Source organism: Puniceibacterium sp. IMCC21224 (assembly GCF_001038505.1).
Classification (GTDB): Bacteria; Pseudomonadota; Alphaproteobacteria; order Rhodobacterales; family Rhodobacteraceae; genus Puniceibacterium.
Genome location: NZ_LDPY01000006.1, coordinates 87,295 through 106,385 on the forward strand (window position 1 = coordinate 87,295; position 19,091 = coordinate 106,385).

Consider the following 19,091-nt stretch of genomic DNA (forward strand, 5'->3'; position numbering starts at 1 on the left):
AAAGGGCATGGGCGTAAATGGCGGCTATTTCTGCCAGAGCCTAACGCGGTTTGCGGCGCGGCGCGAGGGGGGTCAGCCCACCACGACCGAGAGCCGCATCAGCCAGAGGCCCGCCGCCGCCGCCGCCAGCGCCGCGCCAAAGGGCAGCGGGCGGCTGGCCCGCAGCGCGGCGCGACCCCGGCCCGACATCAGCGCGCCCCCAAGGGTCGCCGCCAGCGCCGCAAGGGCGGCGAGCAGCACCAGCAGCGGCAGATCCCAGGGGCCCAGCAACGCCCCCAGTCCCGCCATCAGTTTGACATCGCCCAGCCCCAGCCCCTCGCGTCCGCGCAGAGTCCGGTAGCCCAGCCGCAGGGCGGCAAAACTGCCCGCCCCCAACGTCGCCCCAATCAGCGCGCCGCCGGGATTCCCATCCACGCGCAACGACCACAGCAGCGCCAGTGCCAGCAGCGCTCCGGTCATCACATCCGGTAGGCGGAACCACAAAAGATCCGCCACCCCCAACCCCAGCAGCAGCCAGAGCAGTGCGGCAATCATTGCCATCGCCACCATATCCTGCCCGAGGATCACCGCGATACCCGTCGCGCCGGTGGTGGCGATCTCAATATACAGCAGCCAGGGCGGGATGGTGGCACCGCAATGGCGGCAGCACCCGCGCGACAGCGCAAACGACAGGATCGGCACCAGATCGCACGGACCCAGCCGCTGATGGCAGGACCGACAGGCCGATCCGGGCCAGACCACGTTTTGACCACGCGGCAACCGGTCGATCAGCACACCTAGGAATGACCCCATCACCGGGGCCAGCAGCAGCAGAAGGACGGCAAAGACAGCGGTGTCTGACATGCGGGCTGGTGTAGGGCTGTGCGGCGGGCCTGTCCATGGCGGCGCGGCGGCGGCACACGCTTGTCTTTGACCCCTTGCCGATTGTCAGCGCCCCATGCGCTGCCTATCATGCGATCCGAGCGGACGGCCCGAACAGAAGGCCGCAACAATAGGATTGATCTGAAATGCATAAGACCCTTCCAAGCCCGACGCAGTTTGGCGCAGATTTGCCCCCGGACCGCGGCCCGACCGCAGGGCAGGGTGGGCAGGCCGGTTTTTCGCTGCTGGAACTGATGGTGGTGGTGGTGATCCTGTCGATTCTGGCGCTGGTCATTGTGCCGCGTGTCATCGACCGACCCGATCAGGCCCGAGCGGCACGGGCGCGATCAGATATCGCGGCAATTTCGAGCGCGGTGAACCTGTATCGGCTGGACAATTTCCGCTATCCGACCACCGAACAGGGGCTTGGGGCGCTGGTCAACCGGCCCACCGCCGCACCGCCGGCACCGAACTGGGCGGCCTATATGGACCGGCTGCCGATCGACCCCTGGGGACAACCCTATCTTTATCTTGCCCCCGGCGTGCATGGGGATTTCGACATCTTTTCCTATGGCGCCGATGCCGCGTCGGGCGGTACCGGGCCAGATGCGGATCTGGGGTCATGGGACACAGAATAGAGCCTGATACAGCCGGAAACGGCACGATCCCACGCGGATTCACCCTGATCGAGCTGCTGGTCGCGGTGGCGGTTCTGGCGGTTCTGGCGGTGGGTGCCAGTCTGGCCGCCACCCGCCGGGGCGCGGGTGAGGATGATGCAGACCGCTTTGCCCGGCTGTATGCCGCGACCCGTCAGCAGGCGGTGCTGGCGCAGGGCTGGCGTGGCATTGCGCTGGACAGTGGCGGCAGTCGCACGGCGCAGCGTCTGCGCGGGATCTGGCAGATCACCGAGCGGGCCGAACCCTGGCGCGGGCGCATGGTCTTTCAACCCGAAGGGCCACCTCTGGCGGGAAATGCGCCGGGGATCGTGGCGCTGCCCAACGGTCAGACCAGCGCCTTTTCCGTCAGTTTCAGCCCTCGGGGCGAGCGAACGGTGCGGTGCCATACCGATGGTTGGGAAGCGCTGCAATGCACCGGCGGATAGGGCGCAGACCGACCGCGCTGCGGCGGGGTCACCGGGCCATGGCGGGCCTGAGCCTGCTGGAGCTGGTGGTGGCCATCGCGGTGTTGTCGATCGGGACGTTGGCGGCACTGCGGGCCAGCGATCAGGCCCGGCTGGTCATTGGCGGGGCAGAGCCGCGGGTACTGGCGCAGCTGGTGGCACAGAACCGCGCCGAAGAACTGCGCCTGCTGGGCTCGGCTGTGGGGCGTAGTCTGCCGGAGCATGTCACCATGGGGCCGCAGGGCTTTGTCGTTGCCACAACATATGAAACGACAGCTGCGGGCTTGGTTCGGGCCGAAATCACCGCCCGCGCCGATTCTGGCATGCGCCCCGGACCGGGAGCGCTGGTGGTGACCTGGCTGCCCCGGGCCGGCGTCAACTGATGGCCCGCCTGATCCCCTGCCGCAGCCACAGCACCAAGGGTCTGACCCTGATCGAACTGGTCGTATCCATGGCGATCTTTGCGTTGGTGGCGACGATGGGGTTGCAGGCGCTGACCGGGGCGCTGCGGATGCGGGATCGGCTGATCGCCACCGAGGCAGGCAGTGCCGAACTGGCCTATGCTCTTGGTTTGTTGCGGCAGGATCTGGCGGCGCTGACGCCGATGATCTTTCACCCACCGGGCGCTGGGGGGCCACGATCGTCCATCGATCTGACACCGGGGGGCCGGATGCTGAGCCTGTCGCTGTCGGGCCAGCCGGATCTGCCGCCGCTGTCGGGGCCGGGCCTGCACCGGGTCGACTGGCGGCTTGTGGTTGCACCGGGGCAGGACACCGGCCAGCTCACCCGTCAGGTCTGGCCTGCGCTGAACCCTGCCAGCGCCGCCGTGGTGCAGCCCGAAATCACCGTTCTGGACGGAGTGCGCAGCCTTGGCCTGCGGACCTTTTGGCCCCGGATCGGCTGGATCACCGGCAGCACCAGCGCTCAGGTTCAGCAGAGCCGGTCAGTTACCGGCAGCCCGGCCGATGGTGACGCGGCGCAGGGGGTGACCTTCAACGGCTACTCCAGTCAGCTGCCCGACGGTGTGGAACTGACGCTCGACACCGCCCGCTTTGGCCGCCTGGTACTGATCGAGTCCCTGAAATGAGCTGGCGCGGCGGTACATCATCGCGCGGGTTTGTGCTGGTCAACGCGCTGGTGCTGGTGGCTGCGCTGGCGGGGATCGCGGTGCTGCTGCTCAGCCGGGCCGAAGCGGCGCGGGTGCGCCAGCTTGAGATCCAGACCTCGGCGCAGCTGGGTCTGTATCTTGATGCTTTCGAGTCGCTTGCCCTGACGCTGCTATCGTCTGATCGTGCCGGGGCCCCCGTCGACCACCTGGGTGAGAGCTGGGCGCAGGCTGACTATGACGTGCAACTGGATCGGGGGCGGGTCACAGGGCAGATCACCGATCTGCAAAGCCGGTTCAACATCAACTGGCTGAGCAATCAGAACGACACTCTGGCCGAAGAGGGGTTTGCCCGCCTGACCGCCCGGCTGGGGATTTTGCCGCAAGCGGCTGACGCAATTTCCGGGTTCCTCGGCCCCGGTGGCCCTGACAATGCCACGCCGTACGCCCGGCTGAACCCGCCGATCCGTCCGGTGGGGGGGCCGGTGCTGATACTCGATCAGCTGGCGACGATTGTGCAGCTCAGTGCCCGCGACCTTGACCGGTTGCGCCCCTTTATCGCGGCGCTGCCGGGGGGCAGCAAACTGAACGTCAACACCGCCTCTGCCACCGTTCTTCAAAGCCTGATCCCCGGTCTCAGCGCGGCATTGGCGGACCGGCTGGTGCAGCTGCGCAGCATCACGCCATTTACCTCGGGTGGTGAATTTGTCGAACGGTTGACCGAATTTGGCGGCGTGGCCTTGACCGAGGATCTGGATCCCGCCCGGCTGGACGCGGGCAGCAAATGGTTCGAGGTGCGGATGCAGGCCGACCTTGATGGGCGTCAGCGTGGCCGTGTTGCCGTGCTGGAGCGCAGACCGCTTCCCGAACCGGTGCGGGTGGCCTATCGTCGCGATATCGTTGAATGAAACCGCAGGCATGACCAGACAGAAAAAGAGGGCAGGGGTGGCACGGCAAAAGACCCTACAGGATACGGCATTATTTTCGCTGACCGGTGGTACGGATGCGCCCCGGGGGCGATATGTGGCGCTGGTGCCGGGGGCCGAGGTGCCGTTGCTGGCGCTTGATTTGCCAAGAGGGTTGCGCGGCCCTGCCCGCGAAGAGGTGGCCCGGCGTCAGCTGCGCGACCGCATCGGCCCGCAAGGTGATCGGGTCGAGATGCGGCCCTTTGTTCTGACGGGTGACGGTGATGGCTGGAGCAGGGCATTGGTCGCGGATGCCGGTCTGCTGGCGGGCTGGCGCACTCGGACCGGGGCGGCCTGCCGTGCCGTGCTGCCGGATTATCTGGCGTTGCCCACAGGGCCGTCGCTTTGGACGCTGCAGATCGAAGCCGGCTCGGTTCAGGCCCGGCTTGGTCCCGGGGATGGGTTCAGCGCCGACCCCGATCTGGCCCGGGTGATGGTAAGTCGCGCACTGGACGCGGCTGCCGCGACGCCCCCCAAAGCTGTGCTGGTGCTGAAGGCCGACAGGGAAGTCACAGAACTGCCCTGGCTTGCGCCGCTATTGGCAACGCAGGACATTGCCCTGCTCACCAGCCTTGATGCGGTCGAGGCGGCAGGTCTGGCGCGCCCGCAGGTGCTGGCGCATGGTGAATTGCGGCTGGATCTGCGCACTGACCCACGCGCGGCGCGGGCGCGGCTGCGGGCGCGGGTGTTGCCCTGGCGCTGGCCGCTGCTGATCGGGCTTTTGGCGGCCGGTCTGTGGGGGACGGCCCAGATCCTGGCTATTCAGGCTCTGACACAGGCGCAAATGGCGGAACGGGGCCGGGCGATGGCATTGGTGCGCGACCATTTTATCCCGGTGGGGCCGGTGCTGGATATCCGGGTCCAGGTTGCCCGTGCGCTGGCCGAACGCGAAGCGGCGGCGCAGAACTGGCGCGGGCGGACCTCGCCGCTGCTGCTGTTCGGACAGGCGGCCGAGGTCATCGCAGCTCAGGGGGCCCAGCCGCAAGAGCTGCGGTATGACCGCTCCGAAGGGCTGCGCGTGGTGCTTGATGTTGCGGATTTCGCCGCCGCCGAACAGGTGGCCGGGGCCTTGCGAGAGGTCGGCCTGCAAACCGACGTGGTGGAATCCCGCGTCAGTGACACCGGCCCGGGTGTGCGCACCGAATTGCGGCTGAGGGAGGCCCCATGAGCGCGCGTCTGATCGACCTTTTGCTGAAACTTGCGCCGCGTGAACGCTGGCTTCTGGCGCTGCTGGTGCTGGTGGCGCTGCCTGCGGCGCTTGGCTTTGGCTGGTTGCTGCCGTTGTCTGAACGCCGCGCCGCCGTCGAGGTGGCGCTGCAAGAGGCCCGTGCGGTCACTGGCTGGGTTTCGGCCCGCGCTGCTGATCAGGCCTTGCTGGCCCCGGCCCAGAGCAGCGGTCCCTCTGAGCCGATCGGCCTGTCCGGGCTGGAACAGAGCCTGATTTCTGCCCGCTTGCGGCCATTGCTGAGCGAGCTGGCGAACGGTTCAGATGGTGGTATCGCGCTGCGGTTCGATGCGGTGCCGTTTGGTGATCTGGTGCGCTGGCTTAGCGCGTCAGATCCCGGCTGGGGCTATGATATTGTGGATTTCCGGCTTTTGCGCAGTGACGATCCCGGGATCGTGTCCGCCGAATTGCGGCTGGTGCCGCAGGGCTGAGTCACGCCGTCTTAGTCCTGCGATTTGAGCCGCACCCGGATGCTGGCCTGCCGTCCGGCCAGCGCACCCAGCGGATCAAGCGCGGGATCGCTGCCCAGCACCTCGCTGATCGCACTGTCGGCCTGCTGCAACAGCGACCGGCCGGTGTTGCGGTCGCCCGCATCAATCGCCGCCAGACCCAGTTCGTGCTCCGCAGTGGCCTGCACCGCCAGCGCCGCGGCGCGTGCTGTGCCGTTCTGGCTGCGCGCCAGTATCCGGGCCTCACGCGCGGCCTCGGCGTATTTTTCACCGCGCAGCAGGGAATGGGCGTATTCCAGACGGATGCGCGGCTCGAGCGGGCCTGCGCGGGTCAGCAGCCGCAGGTAGGTGCGGCTGGCGCGGTCGTATTTGCCCGCCTCCAGCGCGTCGCGCGCGGCAAAATACTGGGCGCGGAATCCCGAACTGTCAGCCGGGGACACCGCCCCCTGTTCGCAACTGACCAAAGCCAGCGTGGCAAGGGCAAGGACCCCCGCACGGAGTGAATGAAATCGTTGCATTGCCTGCCTGCCCGCTTTTTTGTATTTATGCCTTCTTTTAGCATCAACGCGGTTTTGCGTCTACTTATTCAGGCTGGTATCATTCCGGCACTGCCCGCCCCGCGCCACAAAGGATCTGCCATGCGGATGATCGCCGTTGTCTTCAGCCTGCTTGCCCTGGCCGCCACGGCGCTGGCCGGGCAGGAGCTGTGGCAGGTCTGGCAACATCCGCTGCCCTCGGTGAGCGGGTTGCGCGCCGCTGCCTCCAGCGCAACCCCGGCAGGCGCCGAACCACAGCCCCCCAGCCCCCCACGCCGCTGGCCCGCCCTGTTCGGAGAGTTGCGCCCCCCCGAACCGCAGCCCCCCAAACCGCCCGAGCCGCAGGCCGAACCGCAGCCCCCCGCGCCGCGTGCGCCGCCACTGGCGAGCCTGGGGTTTTCCCTGCGTGGCATGGTCAGCGACGGCGCCAGCCGCTGGGTCATCGTGGCGCATCCGACCGGTGATCAACTGTTCAAGGTGGGGGATGCGCTGACCCCCGACTACACCATCGCGCGGATCGACGAAGAGGGCCTCTGGGCTGTGACCGCTCCGGGAGCCGAGCCGCAACTGCTGGGCTTTGCCGAGTAAGGGACGAAGCAGTTGTTTTCAGTGGAAGGGGATCGGCGAGGTGCCGTGTTCGCTGTGCGGACAGAGCCGCCGTTCGCGTCATTAATTCGATTGTCCGCTTTGGCAATGACAGCAAGCCAACACCGTCCTAACGTCTAAGCATGAAACCTAAAATTCTCACAATCCTGCCCGACTACACACGGGTGCTCTTGGTTCAAGACGCAATAGCGGGCGTGACCGTGGCCATGGTGGCCTTGCCGCTCAGTCTTGCCATTGCCATCGCATCTGGAGCCGACCCTTCAAAAGGTCTGATAACGGCAATTGTAGCAGGCTTCCTGATCTCGCTTCTGGGGGGCAGTCGCGTGCAGATCGGCGGCCCGACCGGGGCCTTCATTGTTGTTGTGTTCGGTGTGGTTGCGGAACATGGATACGACGGCCTGGTCCTGGCCACCTTCCTAGCGGGGCTCATTCTGCTTGTCGCGGGCTATTTCCGAGCCGGAAACCTAATTCGAATGATACCGGAACCGGTCATAAATGGCTTCACAATCGGGATCGCCGTCATCATTGCGACAAGTCAGCTCAAGGACCTACTTGGGCTCTCGGTTGACACGGTCCCAGCCGAGTTTCTTGCGAAGATTGAAGTGCTTTGGGCGGCGCGTCCGACTTTGTCGGCAGCGTCGGCGCTGATCGGCCTTGCTACAATGTTCTTGATCGTGCTGTTTCGCCGCGCTGCGCCAAAACTTCCGGGACTAATCGTTGCTGTTGCCGCCACGTCGGCCATCGCCTCATTGATCGATTTGCCGGTGGATACGATCCAATCGCGGTTCGGCGATTTTCCCAACACCCTGCCTTGGCCCACGACGCCTGAAATAGGCTTCGACAGGATCGTCGAATTGCTGCCTTCTGCGCTGATAATCGCGTTTCTTGCTGGTGTCGAATCTTTGCTGTCTGCCATGGTGGCCGACCGTATGATCGACGGTAGGCACCGCCCAAATGCCGAGCTGTTGGCGCAAGGTGCTGCAAATATCGGATCATCTCTGTTCGGCGGGATGCCTGCAACTGGGGCGATTGCCCGAACTGCGACCAACATCAGGGCTGGTGGCAAGACCCCGGTGGCTGGAGTGGTCCATGCGCTGACAATTCTGATCGTCATGCTCTTGGCATCAAAGCTTGTTGGATACATGGCCATGCCAGCCTTGGCGGGGTTGCTGATCTTGACCGCTTGGAACATGAGCGAGCCGCATAAGTGGCGAAGTTATGCGGCGGAGCGCAAATCCGACGTGGTCCTTTTGATGTTAACTCTGGTTCTGACGGTTCTAGCCGATCTGACCGTCGCAATTGGGGTCGGTGTGATATTGGGTCTGGCTTTGCGGATGCTGCGCCGCGATGTGCCGCCGTCCGATTGGTCCGAACCTGATCGTTAGTTTGCGAAATACTCTGCTCATCTTGGGAAAGCTGTCTTTGGCGCTCTCCGCAGCATCTGATAATTTGGGCTCTGTGCTGGCATTCGCTGCGCGGCAGATTGATCGATCTCTGTGCGCCATGACCTCCGGGCCAAATAGACCACAGGTCATGAAAAGCCTTGCATCGCGGCACGACAGAGATGCCATTTGCGCCACAATGGTCTAGAGTGGCGCAAAAGCGGAGCAAGACGTCTGGCCACACCCCCACAAACGGGGCAGGAACCGGGCGCGGGTGGTGAGAGAGCAGAGCATGATTTTTGGTATGGCACGGCGGGTCTGTTTGGTCCTGATGCTGGTGATGGCACTGCCCATGCTGGCACCAGGCACTGGGCGCGCCCAGGTGGCACTGGATCTGCGCGAGGCGGATCTGCGCAGCTTTGTGCAGATCGTGTCCGAGGCGACAGGGCGCAATTTTGTGCTGGATCCGACGGTGCGCGGCACGGTCACGGTACTGGCCCCCGGCACGATGTCGCCCGCGGCCCTCTATGAGGTGTTCCTGAATGTGCTGGAACTGAACCGCCTGACCATTGTCGAGGGGGTCGAGGCAGACCGGATCGTGCCACTGAACACCGCGCGCGAACTGGCACCGGGGGGTGGCGGTTCGGGGGGGTACGAGACGCGGGTGATCCAGACCCGCAACATGACACCCGACGAGGTGGTCAACGTCATCCGCCCGCTGCTGCCCGCCGAGGCGGTGGTGTCGGTGGTGCCGGGCACCCGCATGCTGATCCTGTCGGACCGGGTCGGAAACCTGCGCCGGATCACCGATCTGATCGACCGGCTGGACACCCCCAAGTCCGAGCCGATTGAAATGGTGCGCCTGCGCAATGCCGATGCGGGGGACGTGCTGCAGGTGGTGCAGTCGATGAACCTGATCCCCGAAGGCGCCAGTGTCACCGTTGATCGGCGCTCAAACGCATTGGTCGTGTCGGGGTCCGAGGGGCTGCGCTCTCAGGTCCGGGCGCTGGCCGGGCGGCTTGATGCGCAGCAGAACACGCTGGCGTCTAGCGTGGTGCAGCTGAACTATGCCGATGCGGCGACGCTGTCGGATGTGGTTCTGCGCAGCTTTGCCAATGCTTCTGTTGATGGCGCGCCGGACAGTGGCAACACCATCCGCATCGTGTCGGAGCCGCAGACCAATTCGCTGCTGATCACCGCGCCGCAGGAACGCATGGGCGATATCGTCGCGATGATCCGCCATCTCGACCGCAGGCCCACGCAGGTGTTGGTCGAGGCGGTGATCTTTGAGATGTCGGTCGAGGGGTTCTCGGACCTGTCGGCCCAGTTCGGCGCCATCGTCAACGAGGCGGTGGTGGGTGGCGTGCAGTTTTCGCTTGAGGGGCGGCCCAGTCTGACTGGTCTGGTGTCGTCGGTGCTGAACGGCGATTCCGTCGATGTGGGCAGTGGCGGCGTGATCGGCGGTGTTCCGGGGCAGGGGACGCGTGGCTTTGCCGGGTTCCTGTCGGCGATTGCCCAGACCAACTCTACAAGGCTGCTGTCGACCCCGTCGATCCTGACCCTGAACAGTCAGGAGGCCGAGATTGTCGTGGCACAAAACGTGCCGTTTGTGACCGGGTCGTTTGCCACGGTGGGCGACACCGCGCTGCCGGAAAACCCGTTCCAGACGATTGAGCGGCAGGATGTCGGCCTGACCCTGAACGTCACACCGCAGATCAATGCCGACGGCACGGTCAAGATGGTGATCAAACAGGAAGTGTCGAACCTGACCAATTCGCAGGCCTCGTCGGGGGGTGAGATCACGGCGCGGCGTGCCCTGTCGACAACCGTTCTGGTGCGCGACGGCAATGTAATCATGCTGGGCGGTCTGCTTGAAGATGGCTTTGGTTCGGTCAGCCAGCGGGTGCCGGGTCTGTCGAACCTGCCGGTGCTGGGCGGGTTGTTCCGGGGCAAGAACCGCTCAAAGGATCAGCGCGTGCTGCTGGTGATGCTGCGCCCCCGGATCGTGCGCGACGACAAGGATGCCGCCAAACTCACCCGCGAAGTCGCCAGCGCCGCGCGCAAGGCAAGCCTTGCCATTGAGCCGGTGGACGCGGAACAATACCCGCGCACGCCCTCGGCGGCGTTTCCGTTCGACGGGGCGGATCTGAACCAACCTTTTGATGCCGGATTCATTGATGACGTTGCCCAGGACCGCAATTTTCCCCCCCTCCCGACCCGGCTCCGCTTCAACGGTGCCGCCAGTCGCTGAGTTGGACGCCGTCCCGGCGTCTGCGGGGCTGGCGACCGATCCGGTGTCAGGCACAGTATTGGCGCGCCTGCCCTTTGCCTTTGCCCGCGACAATCAGGTGGCGATTGAGGGTGCGCGGCTGATCGCGGGCCCCGGTGCCACCCTGACTGGCCTGCGCGAGGCGCGCAGGCGGGCAGGCCACACGCTGGAGATCACGCAGGAGGACGCGCCGGGATTCGAGATGGCGCTGGCGCGGCTGTATCAATCCGGCGACGAGGGCGCGGATGATGACACGCTGCTGTTCGACCTTGAGGACACCAACCGCCCCAACCGCGAACGCGATCTGCTGGACGAGGCCGAGGATGCCCCGGTGATCCAGCTGGTCAACCAGCTGCTGCGCCGTGCGGTGCTGGCGGGTGCGTCGGATCTGCATGTGGAACCTTATGAGGGGGGGCTGCGCGCCCGGATGCGGATCGACGGATTTTTGCAGCCGGTGCTGGACCGCGCCGACGTGCCGGTGAAACGCATCGTCTCACGGCTCAAGGTGATGGCGGGGCTGGATATCGCCGAAACCCGCCTGCCGCAGGACGGGCGCATCCCGCTGCGGCTGGGGGGCCGGCTGATCGACACGCGGGTCAGTTCGCTGCCCGGCAATTACGGCGAACGGGTGGTTTTACGGATCCTCGACCGGCAGGCGGGGCTGATGCCGCTGGACGGTCTGGGGCTGTCGCCCGATCAGATCGTGTTGCTGGAACGGCTGTCGCGCCTGCCCAACGGCATCATCCTCGCCACCGGGCCGACCGGATCGGGCAAGACAACAACGCTTTATTCGCTGCTCAAGCTCGCCAATCGGGAAGAGCGCAATATCGTCACGGTCGAAGATCCGATTGAATATGACCTGCCAGGGGTCAGCCAATCCCAGATCAACGCCGAGATAGGGATGACCTTTGCTGCCGGTCTGCGCGCCACCCTGCGCCAGGACCCGGATGTCATTCTGGTGGGCGAGATCCGCGATGGTGAAACCGCCGGTGTCGCGGCGCAAGCGGCACTGACCGGGCATCTGGTGTTCTCGTCCCTGCACGCCAACGGATCGGTGGGCGCGGTGGTGCGGCTGCGCGACCTCGGGCTTGATAACTTCCTGATTGCCGCGACTCTGCGGGGGGTGATCGCGCAGCGGTTGTTGCGCAGGCTTTGCCCGGAATGCCGCCATCCGCATGCGCCCAGCGTGTCCGAGGCGGCGTTTTTTGACAAACATGCCTTGCCACTGCCGCTGCGGATCTATGACGCGGTGGGCTGTCCGGCTTGCAACGGCACGGGCTATTCGGGCCGCGTCGGTATCTTTGAGATGCTGGAAGTCACCGAAGAACTGCGTGCCGCCATCGACCGCAACCTGCCCGAGACCGAGCTGCGCCCGATGGCGCTGAGCGCGCGCGAGACGCTGGCCGGGCAGGGGTTGGCCGAGGTGGCAGCGGGCCGCACAGCATTGGCCGAGGTGCTGCGCGTGGTGGGCGACGTGGCGTGAAGGCCTATAGCTACACAGCATATACTGACACCGGCCGCAGGCGCACCGGCACCGTGGTCGCCGAGACCGAGGCCCATGCCGCGCAGGAGCTGGCCGCCAAGGGGCTGTTTGTATCGGAACTGGCCGACCGGGGGACTGCAGGTCGCAAACCCGGGGGCGGGCGGGCCCGGGGCGGGTTTCTGACCCGCAGCACCCGGCTGAATGCTGATCTTCAGGCGGTCTTTACCCGGCAGATGGCGGTTCTGCTGGGGGCCGAACTGCCGATGGAGGCCGCGCTGGAAGCCGTGCGTGCCGGTGGTGCCAGCCCTGCAATGGATGCTGTGGCAGCGCGCGCGCGGGCGGCGCTGCTCGAAGGGCAGGCGCTGTCGGATGCACTGGAACACTCGGGGGCGGGCTTTGCGCGGGCCTATATCGCCGCCCTGCGCGCGGGTGAACGATCCGGCGATGTCGGCACTGTCATGGCCGAACTGGCGGACTATCTGGACACCCAGGGCAACGACCGGGCACAAATTGGGGCTGCGCTGGTCTATCCGGGTTTTGTCGCTGCCGTGGCGGTGCTGGTCTGCGGTATCCTGATGGTCAATGTCGCCCCCGAAATCGTGGCGATGTTCGAACTGTCGGACCGCCCGCTGCCTGACATTACCCGGGTGGTGCTGGGAATCAGTGACTGGATCCGTGGCAACCTGCTGCTGATCGGTGCAGGGATCGCTGGATTGGTGGTGCTGGGCATCACGAGCGGGCGGGTGCCGGTGTTGCGCAATGCCCGCGACCGAATGGTGTTGCGCCTGCCAGTCGCGGGGCGGCTGATGCGGTTATCATCCGCAGTGCAATATCTGCGCACGCTGGCGCTGGTATTGGGCAGCCGCCATGCGGTGCTGTCGGCGGTGGATTCTGCGGGCGAGGTTCTGAGCGTCGCGCGGTTCCAGCGCGAGGCGCAGGCGGTGTCCGAGGCGGTACGCCAGGGCGAAAGCCTGTCCACGGCGCTGGACCGGCTGTCGTTCATCCCACCCGTTGCGCGGCAACTGGTCAGCGCGGGCGAGATGTCGGCCAAGCTGGCGCGCATGGCCGAACGATCCGCCGTGCTGGTGGAAAATGGCCTGAGCCTTGAGCGCAAGCGCATCGCCGCACTGCTGGAGCCGATGCTGATGATGCTGGTGGGCGCGCTTGTGCTGACCATTGTACTGGCGGTGCTGCTGCCGATCTTTGATCTGCAATCGGTGGTCGCGGGGTGACACCGCAACCCGCGCACCCGGGCGACCGCAGACTGCAGGTCAGCTGCGCGCCTGCGCCGCGATCTGGTCCCACCAATAGGCCAGGCCCAGACGGTTCATCAGCTCTGTGCGCGATGCGGGGGCGTCCTGGACCGGGGCAAAGGTATCGCGCCAGCGGGCCAGACGCTCAGTGCTGAGGTCGCATTCGTGCCAGGTGTCGACAAAGGCCACAGGCAGTTGTGTGTAGGCGCGGCCCGTGGCTGTGGCGCGGATGATCGGGATCGACCCATGCAGCATCGTCTGCCAGGCCTTCGGTGACGGATCAAACCCACCCCCCTCGGCGCAGAGAACAAAGGCGTGGCTCTGCATCAGGGACAGGAATTCCGCCTCGGGCACCTCGGTGTCCAGAACGGTGCAGACCCCGCCCCAGTCGCTGCGGGCGCGGTCGCTGATCTGGCGGCGCAGATCCCATTGCGGACCGGGGCGTACCCGATGGCCGACCAGAATCCGCAATGGCCGGTCCCGCAGGGGAACAGAGGGGCCAACGGGAACGCCTGTGTCGGGCGGCCCATCGCGAAAGACCATCCCGGTGGGCAGGGAGGCAAAGCGGGGATCAGCGCCATCGGACAGGTTCTCGGCAAACCAGCGGATCAGATGCGGATGGTCCAGAATGGCCTGAATGTGACCCTGTTCTATGGCAGTATAGCCGCGCCAGCGCTGATCGCATTGCCGTGGCAGGGTCACATCCTCGGACCCTGAGACCAGCACAAATGGCTGCTTCAGGTCGGGCAGGATCCGTGTGGCAAATTCGGTCAATGCGTGAAACGGATCGCGCAGCGACAGAAAGATATGCCGTGGTGCCGGGGTCGCATCATTGCGATGCAGGTGAATCCGGGGGGCCTTGCCATCACTAAGGACAACCCAGTCGCAGCGCGCCGCGATGCCGGTGATCCGGTATGCATCCGCCCCGGCCCCGCGGGGAAACAGGCGGATATTGTGGGGGTCATCCAGGGTCTGTGGTGGGGTCATCGCCGCTATACTCTGTCTTTGGTCGCGCCGCCTGTCGCGGGTTAGCGAGGTTTTGGGTCAGGCCTGCGGCCATTGGTGAGGATCGGCGCAAATACCGGAACGGCGTCGTCGAATTCGGCCCGGATGGCATCCAGACGGGTCAGGTCAGCGGCGTCATCAACACCCGCCGCCAGGCGCTCGAAAATGGCGTAGCTGTCGCGATACCACCTGGCGAGCAGTCCGGCCCCCGATCCCGCAGTGGTGCGATGGTTGCGCAGTCCGGCCGACAGGAACCCTTCCATGTCCTGTGCCGCCGTGTCGGTGTACAGCGGCAGACCAAAGGTTTTGGCGATGCCGGCAACCACGGCGGGGGCGGTCTCCAACAGCCGGTCATAGCTGGTGAAATGGCGGGGCAATCCGCGACACGCCGCCTCGGCCTCGAGGGTGTGACGCAACCAGAGCAGGTGGGTAAAGGCCGGTTCAAAGCGATAGCGGCTGGCCAGAGACCCCGCCACCTCTTGTGGATTGCGATGGGTCAGCAGCGGCAAAAGCCGGGTGCCACGCTTTTCCAGCACGGCGTGCCAGAACGGCAACAGGCGACAGATCCGCGGATCTTTCAGCACAAAAAGTCCGGTGGTGCCGAATTCGCCGTCCAGCACCCTAATGGCGGCATCATGCTTGGCGCGCACTTCGGGTGTGGTGAACCAGTCCGGGTCGATCGGGCGCCAGTCCTTCCAGCTGCTGCCCGCAGAGGCCAGCAGCGCATCGTTGAGATCGCGCACCGGGATGGATTCAAAGAACCCTTTGGGATTGCTGAAATGCGGCTCCATCTGGGTGCCGGGCGGAGTGGCCCCCAGCAGCGTCAGCGCCCCCGCCAGCGCCGAGGTACCAGACCGGTGCATCCCCAGCACCATGAGACAGCTTTGCTGTGGGTTGGTTGGCTTTGCGGCCCTCACCGTCAGAGTCGGCTCTGTTTTGGCGATTTCATTGCGGGCCTGATCCCGGTCTGACATCTCACCAAGAGGTCCGCCGATACGGCGGGCCAGCCGGGCGCGCAGATCCCGCCCGCCGGACCAGTCCAGACTGCCGCGCGGATGATACTGCAACCCCATGAGGCTGTGAAACTCAAGCTCTTTGAGCGGCAGCAGATTCCACCCGGTCTTGAGAAAGACAAGTTCGAACGGATGCGGGGTCAGGCCGAAATAGGCCCCTCTGGTCTGCGGGTGCCCGTTCTGGGTCGCCGGATTGATATCGCTGTGCGGCTGACGGTAATCCAACGCGCCATAAGGTGGCAGCCAGCACGAGATGTTCCAGCCATTGCCACGCACCAGCGCGCTCATCCGCAGCTCGCAATCGGACACGGCGCCGTTCTTGTCCAGCCCAGGCGCATTGGCATAAAGGTTCTGCGCCTTGAGCAGGTCAAAGCAGTCCCCGGTCATCGCATGGGCCGAGCTTTGGACATGCGAATAGGGCGTGGGATCGTTCGGATGCCGATCGCGATAGGCTGCATGCGCCGGGCGGTTGTCATGCAGGATGTTGATCGTCGCACCGCACAGATGCACGTCACCCGTCAGCTGATTCAGAAAGGGCACGGTCCAGCTTTGATCGGCGTAGTGCGGCAGAAACGGGCCGCGCACGGTGCAATTGACAAAGATCAGCCGGTCATAGGTATCCAGCGCACCGCTGGCAGCAAGCCCGGCATAGCTGCCAAAATCATGGCCGAAATTGCCGGTGTGAATGTAGCGAATATTGTCACGCTGGGGCAGATCGACGCTGTGTTCCCCCGCGATCACGATGAAAAATTCGAGATCCGGCTGCCAGCCCCGGGCCAGAAAGTAGATCAGGTTGTCACGGTAGCCCGGTGTTTTTTCAAAGTAGTGATAGACCACTGCGATCTTGCCATGCTGGCCCATTGTCTGTCCTTTTATCCCTGGCACAAGATCCGGCTCTATTTGCCCGAATAGTCCCGATACCATTTGATGAACTGCGCAATCCCGTCATGCACATCGGTCTGCGGGCAATATCCGGTCAGCGTCTTGAGCAGCGACGCATCCGCCCAGGTGGCCGGAACGTCGCCGGGCTGCATCTCCATCATGTTGCGCTGTGCTGTCACGCCCAGGACATCCTCGATCGCCTCGACAAAATCCAGCAAGCGGACCTTGTCGGAATTGCCGATATTCACCACCCGCCAGGGGGCAACGGCAGACAGGCTGTCACCCGGCGCAATATCGTCAGGTGTCTCAGGGCGCACCGGCACAGCGTCGATCAACAGGCGGATGCCCCGCACAAGATCATCGACATAGGTAAAGTCACGGTACATCTCGCCGTGATTATAGATGTCGATCGGGCGCCCTTCGAGGATGGCATCGACAAATTTGTAGAGCGCCATGTCGGGGCGTCCCCAGGGGCCGTAGACGGTGAAAAACCGAAACATCGTGGTTGGCAGGTCGTACAGATGCGCATAGGCGTGGCCCATGCTCTCGGTCGCCTTTTTGGTGGCGGCGTAGATCGTCAGCTGGCTGTCGGCCTTCTGCGTCTCGATATAGGGCATGGCGGTTTCCGCACCATACACCGACGAGGTCGAGGCCATCAGCAGATGCGATACGGCATGCCGCCGCGCCGCCTCGATCACGTTGAAGCTGCCCACCACATTGGCGTCGATATAGGCGCGGGGGTTTTCGAGGCTGTAGCGCACTCCGGCTTGCGCCGCGAGGTGCACGATCACATCCGGCGCAAAGGCGTCGATGGCATCGTCCAGCGCCGCGCGATCTTCGAGCATGGCCTCGGTTGCGGTGAAGTTGGGGGATTGCAGCAGGATCTGATGGCGGCGCTGTTTGAGCGCGACATCATAGTAGTCTGTCATGCCGTCGAACCCCGCCACGATCAGGCCTTCGTCCAGCAACAGCCGGGCGAGGTGAAATCCGATAAACCCGGCGGTCCCGGTGATAAAAATACGCTGCATGACGCCCCCGTTGCGACCAGATTTCGGCCTTGCCCGGTGATAGTCGCCCAGCCTGTCAGGAACAAGGGAGGGGTGGCCTCAGGAATATCTGGCAGGCGTTCACGTGTCCGGTGCGAGCCCATGTTGCTCCTTGGTGTGAGTGCGACAAATGTTTGCTCTTCTTGGTTGTATGCCATCAGTTAGGATATTTCCTAAGTATTATTGACATCTGCTCTTGCGTGATGTTACTTAGGGAGATGTCTAAGTTTGATCCCAACCTCGATCAGTGCTTTTCCGCTCTCGGCGATCCGACGCGGCGCTTGATCCTGCAACGCCTTGCGCAAGGCGAGGCGAGCGTCAGCGAATTGGCCGAGCCGCATGACATGGCGCTGCCGTCCTTCATGGAGCACTTGAAGAAGCTGGAATCGGCTGGCCTCGTCACATCGAAAAAGCAAGGTCGAACACGAACCTGCGAACTTGCCCCCGATGCTTTTGCGCCCGCCAAAGACTGGCTGAGCGAGCAAAGCGCGATCTGGGATGCGCGGCTCGACCGCCTTGATGATTACGTCACCAATTTGATGAAGGAACGCAAAAAATGAACCTCGATCCCAAAACCGATCTGACCTTCACCCGCACAATCAATGCGCCAGTTTCTTTGCTTTGGGAGTGCTGGACCACACCTAAACACATCAAGAATTTCTTCGTTCCCAAACCGCATTCCGTTGACGATTGCGAAATCGACCTGCGAGTCGGTGGTCGCTTCAATACCGTCATGAACGTCGATGGCAATCAAATGGTGAATGAAGGCGTTTATCTTGAGGTTGAGGAAGGTAAGCGTCTGGTGTTCACCGATACCTACAGTGAAGATTGGAAGCCCGCCGCCGATCCGTTCATGACCGCTATTATTGAGTTTGAAGACGATGGAAATGGCGGGACCACTTACACCGCAACTGCACGACATCGCACATCTGACGCCCGCCAAACTCATGAAGAGATGGGGTTTTTCGATGGATGGGGAACTGTGGCAACCCAGCTGGAAGAATATGCAAAAACGCTTGAATGAGTGCAGCGGATGAAACGCGAAGAAAGGGAAATCCCATGACTGGACACATCAAGCAAGAGACCTCGGACTGGGCATCGTGGCCTTTGAACCGGGAAATCGCCATTGCACGTGTCGTTGACGCTGATCGCGAAACTGTTTTCCAAGCATGGACTGATCCGGCGCATATTGTGCAGTGGTTTGGACCCGATGGGTTCCGTATCGAGACACATGAGATCGACATTAGCACGGGCGGCCTATGGCGATTTGATATGGTTGCGCCGGACGGAACCCGTTTCTCTAATCGAATGGTGTTTTTACGCATCAAAGCACCGGAGTTGATAGAATCCAACCACGGCGCGGACAACGATAATGATCCTGACTGCTTCCGGCTCCTAGTTACTTTCGATGAACAGGATAACGGCAAAACCGTTGTCACCTTACGTCAAATGCATCCGACGCCAGAACGTCGCGCCATCGTCATTGGGTTTGGTGCTGTCGAATTTGGCGCGCAAACGCTGGGAAAACTCGCCGATTATGTCGCCAAAAATTTCGACGCCGCATCCGCCAAAGGCTGACCGTTGTGCGTTGCGCACGCCCCACGTAAGCGGACGTTCGTCCAGACAATACCAACTCCGGCTTTGTTTAAGGTTTTTCGATGCGGGCCCGAGCGCGGCTTTTCCTCTTGTTGCGACTGTGGCCCGCGTTGGGAAACATGACTAGGAGGAAGCCCTGGGGTCTGGGCGCGTGCTATGGAGAAAACTCCAATCCGGTTCAGCCGAGGGTACCGCGCGGCGGTGCTCAACTTTGCGTGGCCGAGCAGTACCTGGATGACCCGCACGTCGATATTGGCTGCCAGCAGGTGGGTCGCGAAGCTGTGGCGCAGCGTGT

General features: G+C 63.9%; 21 protein-coding genes. 15 read left to right on the forward strand and 6 right to left on the reverse strand.

What is annotated here, in order from left to right:
* Positions 1 to 72: 72 nt before the first annotated feature.
* Positions 73 to 843 carry an A24 family peptidase gene (locus IMCC21224_RS25390; RefSeq protein ID WP_047998326.1) on the reverse strand — a complete coding sequence of 257 codons (771 nt, stop codon included), beginning with the start codon at positions 841 to 843 and terminating at the stop codon, positions 73 to 75.
* A 164-nt stretch (positions 844 to 1,007) separates the two neighbouring features.
* Between IMCC21224_RS25390 and gspG the strand changes: the two genes are divergently transcribed.
* From gspG to gspM, 7 genes are read left to right on the forward strand one after another with little or no spacing between them, the layout of a single operon-like run.
* A complete protein-coding gene (gene gspG / locus IMCC21224_RS25395) occupies positions 1,008 to 1,499 on the forward strand; it encodes a type II secretion system major pseudopilin GspG (protein ID WP_082135469.1) in 492 nt (163 codons plus the stop codon).
* The gene (locus tag IMCC21224_RS25400) at positions 1,484 to 1,963 is read left to right on the forward strand and encodes a prepilin-type N-terminal cleavage/methylation domain-containing protein (protein ID WP_047998327.1); all 480 of its coding nucleotides are present in this window, start codon (positions 1,484 to 1,486) and stop codon (positions 1,961 to 1,963) included. The genes gspG and IMCC21224_RS25400 overlap by 16 nt, the downstream gene beginning before the upstream one ends.
* Entirely contained in the window at positions 1,948 to 2,364 is a 417-nt protein-coding gene (locus IMCC21224_RS25405) for a prepilin-type N-terminal cleavage/methylation domain-containing protein (RefSeq protein WP_156178437.1), read from the forward strand. The genes IMCC21224_RS25400 and IMCC21224_RS25405 overlap by 16 nt, the downstream gene beginning before the upstream one ends.
* Positions 2,364 to 3,068 carry a type II secretion system protein J gene (locus IMCC21224_RS25410; RefSeq protein WP_047998329.1) on the forward strand — a complete coding sequence of 235 codons (705 nt, stop codon included), beginning with the start codon at positions 2,364 to 2,366 and terminating at the stop codon, positions 3,066 to 3,068. The genes IMCC21224_RS25405 and IMCC21224_RS25410 overlap by 1 nt, the downstream gene beginning before the upstream one ends.
* A complete protein-coding gene (gene gspK / locus IMCC21224_RS25415) occupies positions 3,065 to 3,994 on the forward strand; it encodes a type II secretion system minor pseudopilin GspK (RefSeq protein WP_047998330.1) in 930 nt (309 codons plus the stop codon). The genes IMCC21224_RS25410 and gspK overlap by 4 nt, the downstream gene beginning before the upstream one ends.
* 10 nt (positions 3,995 to 4,004) lie before the next feature.
* On the forward strand, positions 4,005 to 5,219 hold the full coding sequence (locus IMCC21224_RS25420) for a hypothetical protein (RefSeq protein ID WP_156178438.1): 1,215 nt from the start codon (positions 4,005 to 4,007) through the stop codon (positions 5,217 to 5,219).
* Positions 5,216 to 5,707, forward strand: coding sequence for a type II secretion system protein GspM (gspM, locus tag IMCC21224_RS25425; protein WP_047998332.1), 492 nt, complete (start codon positions 5,216 to 5,218; stop codon positions 5,705 to 5,707). Before IMCC21224_RS25420 ends, gspM begins: the two co-directional genes overlap by 4 nt.
* 11 nt (positions 5,708 to 5,718) lie before the next feature.
* On the opposite strand, the gene IMCC21224_RS25430 is transcribed toward gspM, so the two are convergent.
* Positions 5,719 to 6,243, reverse strand: a complete 525-nt coding sequence (locus IMCC21224_RS25430) for a hypothetical protein (RefSeq protein ID WP_047998333.1) — start codon at positions 6,241 to 6,243, stop codon at positions 5,719 to 5,721.
* A gap of 120 nt (positions 6,244 to 6,363) precedes the next feature.
* Between IMCC21224_RS25430 and IMCC21224_RS26860 the strand changes: the two genes are divergently transcribed.
* The 5 genes from IMCC21224_RS26860 to IMCC21224_RS25455 all read left to right on the forward strand — a co-directional run bounded on the left by IMCC21224_RS26860 (position 6,364) and on the right by IMCC21224_RS25455 (position 13,233).
* Positions 6,364 to 6,849 carry a hypothetical protein gene (locus IMCC21224_RS26860; RefSeq protein ID WP_156178439.1) on the forward strand — a complete coding sequence of 162 codons (486 nt, stop codon included), beginning with the start codon at positions 6,364 to 6,366 and terminating at the stop codon, positions 6,847 to 6,849.
* Positions 6,850 to 6,989: 140 nt separating this feature from the next.
* Complete coding sequence (locus IMCC21224_RS25440; protein ID WP_047998334.1) at positions 6,990 to 8,252, forward strand: SulP family inorganic anion transporter; 1,263 nt, start codon at positions 6,990 to 6,992, stop codon at positions 8,250 to 8,252.
* A 289-nt stretch (positions 8,253 to 8,541) separates the two neighbouring features.
* Positions 8,542 to 10,500, forward strand: coding sequence for a type II secretion system secretin GspD (gene gspD, locus IMCC21224_RS25445; RefSeq protein WP_082135470.1), 1,959 nt, complete (start codon positions 8,542 to 8,544; stop codon positions 10,498 to 10,500).
* 1 nt (position 10,501) lies between these two features.
* Complete coding sequence (locus IMCC21224_RS25450; protein WP_231582234.1) at positions 10,502 to 12,001, forward strand: GspE/PulE family protein; 1,500 nt, start codon at positions 10,502 to 10,504, stop codon at positions 11,999 to 12,001.
* Positions 11,998 to 13,233, forward strand: coding sequence for a type II secretion system F family protein (locus IMCC21224_RS25455; protein WP_231582235.1), 1,236 nt, complete (start codon positions 11,998 to 12,000; stop codon positions 13,231 to 13,233). The genes IMCC21224_RS25450 and IMCC21224_RS25455 overlap by 4 nt, the downstream gene beginning before the upstream one ends.
* Before the next feature lie 39 nt (positions 13,234 to 13,272).
* On the opposite strand, the gene IMCC21224_RS25460 is transcribed toward IMCC21224_RS25455, so the two are convergent.
* Genes IMCC21224_RS25460 through IMCC21224_RS25470 form a run of 3 tightly spaced genes read right to left on the reverse strand, consistent with a single transcriptional unit; the run spans position 13,273 to position 17,182 of the window.
* On the reverse strand, positions 13,273 to 14,241 hold the full coding sequence (locus IMCC21224_RS25460) for a hypothetical protein (RefSeq protein WP_047998335.1): 969 nt from the start codon (positions 14,239 to 14,241) through the stop codon (positions 13,273 to 13,275).
* Positions 14,242 to 14,282: 41 nt separating this feature from the next.
* On the reverse strand, positions 14,283 to 16,133 hold the full coding sequence (locus IMCC21224_RS26865) for a sulfotransferase family protein (protein ID WP_053079225.1): 1,851 nt from the start codon (positions 16,131 to 16,133) through the stop codon (positions 14,283 to 14,285).
* 35 nt (positions 16,134 to 16,168) lie between these two features.
* A complete protein-coding gene (locus IMCC21224_RS25470; protein ID WP_047998336.1) occupies positions 16,169 to 17,182 on the reverse strand; it encodes an NAD-dependent epimerase/dehydratase family protein in 1,014 nt (337 codons plus the stop codon).
* A 236-nt stretch (positions 17,183 to 17,418) separates the two neighbouring features.
* Here IMCC21224_RS25470 and IMCC21224_RS25475 point away from each other — a divergent pair, with 236 nt between their 5' ends.
* Genes IMCC21224_RS25475 through IMCC21224_RS25485 form a run of 3 tightly spaced genes read left to right on the forward strand, consistent with a single transcriptional unit; the run spans position 17,419 to position 18,778 of the window.
* Entirely contained in the window at positions 17,419 to 17,760 is a 342-nt protein-coding gene (locus IMCC21224_RS25475) for a helix-turn-helix transcriptional regulator (protein WP_047998337.1), read from the forward strand.
* The gene (locus IMCC21224_RS25480; RefSeq protein ID WP_047998338.1) at positions 17,757 to 18,224 is read left to right on the forward strand and encodes an SRPBCC family protein; all 468 of its coding nucleotides are present in this window, start codon (positions 17,757 to 17,759) and stop codon (positions 18,222 to 18,224) included. Before IMCC21224_RS25475 ends, IMCC21224_RS25480 begins: the two co-directional genes overlap by 4 nt.
* Positions 18,225 to 18,259: 35 nt before the next feature.
* Positions 18,260 to 18,778 carry an SRPBCC family protein gene (locus tag IMCC21224_RS25485; RefSeq protein ID WP_047998339.1) on the forward strand — a complete coding sequence of 173 codons (519 nt, stop codon included), beginning with the start codon at positions 18,260 to 18,262 and terminating at the stop codon, positions 18,776 to 18,778.
* Here the strand turns inward: IMCC21224_RS25485 and IMCC21224_RS28905 are convergent.
* The coding region (locus tag IMCC21224_RS28905) for a tyrosine-type recombinase/integrase (RefSeq protein ID WP_304413794.1) at positions 18,736 to 19,091 on the reverse strand (356 nt) is incomplete at its 5' end. The genes IMCC21224_RS25485 and IMCC21224_RS28905 overlap by 43 nt on opposite strands.

Coding starts and splice junctions, on each gene's coding strand:
- gspK (WP_047998330.1), top strand. CDS start 3,065: ATGAGCTGGCGCGGCGGTACATCATCGCGCGGGTTTGTGCTGGTCAAC.
- IMCC21224_RS25405 (WP_156178437.1), top strand. CDS start 1,948: ATGCACCGGCGGATAGGGCGCAGACCGACCGCGCTGCGGCGGGGTCAC.
- IMCC21224_RS25475 (WP_047998337.1), top strand. CDS start 17,419: ATGTCTAAGTTTGATCCCAACCTCGATCAGTGCTTTTCCGCTCTCGGC.
- IMCC21224_RS25440 (WP_047998334.1), top strand. CDS start 6,990: ATGAAACCTAAAATTCTCACAATCCTGCCCGACTACACACGGGTGCTC.
- IMCC21224_RS25470 (WP_047998336.1), bottom strand. CDS start 17,182: ATGCAGCGTATTTTTATCACCGGGACCGCCGGGTTTATCGGATTTCAC.
- IMCC21224_RS26860 (WP_156178439.1), top strand. CDS start 6,364: ATGCGGATGATCGCCGTTGTCTTCAGCCTGCTTGCCCTGGCCGCCACG.
- IMCC21224_RS25420 (WP_156178438.1), top strand. CDS start 4,005: ATGACCAGACAGAAAAAGAGGGCAGGGGTGGCACGGCAAAAGACCCTA.
- IMCC21224_RS25480 (WP_047998338.1), top strand. CDS start 17,757: ATGAACCTCGATCCCAAAACCGATCTGACCTTCACCCGCACAATCAAT.
- gspD (WP_082135470.1), top strand. CDS start 8,542: ATGATTTTTGGTATGGCACGGCGGGTCTGTTTGGTCCTGATGCTGGTG.
- IMCC21224_RS25430 (WP_047998333.1), bottom strand. CDS start 6,243: ATGCAACGATTTCATTCACTCCGTGCGGGGGTCCTTGCCCTTGCCACG.
- IMCC21224_RS25400 (WP_047998327.1), top strand. CDS start 1,484: ATGGGACACAGAATAGAGCCTGATACAGCCGGAAACGGCACGATCCCA.
- IMCC21224_RS26865 (WP_053079225.1), bottom strand. CDS start 16,133: ATGGGCCAGCATGGCAAGATCGCAGTGGTCTATCACTACTTTGAAAAA.
- IMCC21224_RS25410 (WP_047998329.1), top strand. CDS start 2,364: ATGGCCCGCCTGATCCCCTGCCGCAGCCACAGCACCAAGGGTCTGACC.
- IMCC21224_RS25390 (WP_047998326.1), bottom strand. CDS start 843: ATGTCAGACACCGCTGTCTTTGCCGTCCTTCTGCTGCTGCTGGCCCCG.
- IMCC21224_RS25485 (WP_047998339.1), top strand. CDS start 18,260: ATGACTGGACACATCAAGCAAGAGACCTCGGACTGGGCATCGTGGCCT.
- gspM (WP_047998332.1), top strand. CDS start 5,216: ATGAGCGCGCGTCTGATCGACCTTTTGCTGAAACTTGCGCCGCGTGAA.
- IMCC21224_RS25460 (WP_047998335.1), bottom strand. CDS start 14,241: ATGACCCCACCACAGACCCTGGATGACCCCCACAATATCCGCCTGTTT.
- gspG (WP_082135469.1), top strand. CDS start 1,008: ATGCATAAGACCCTTCCAAGCCCGACGCAGTTTGGCGCAGATTTGCCC.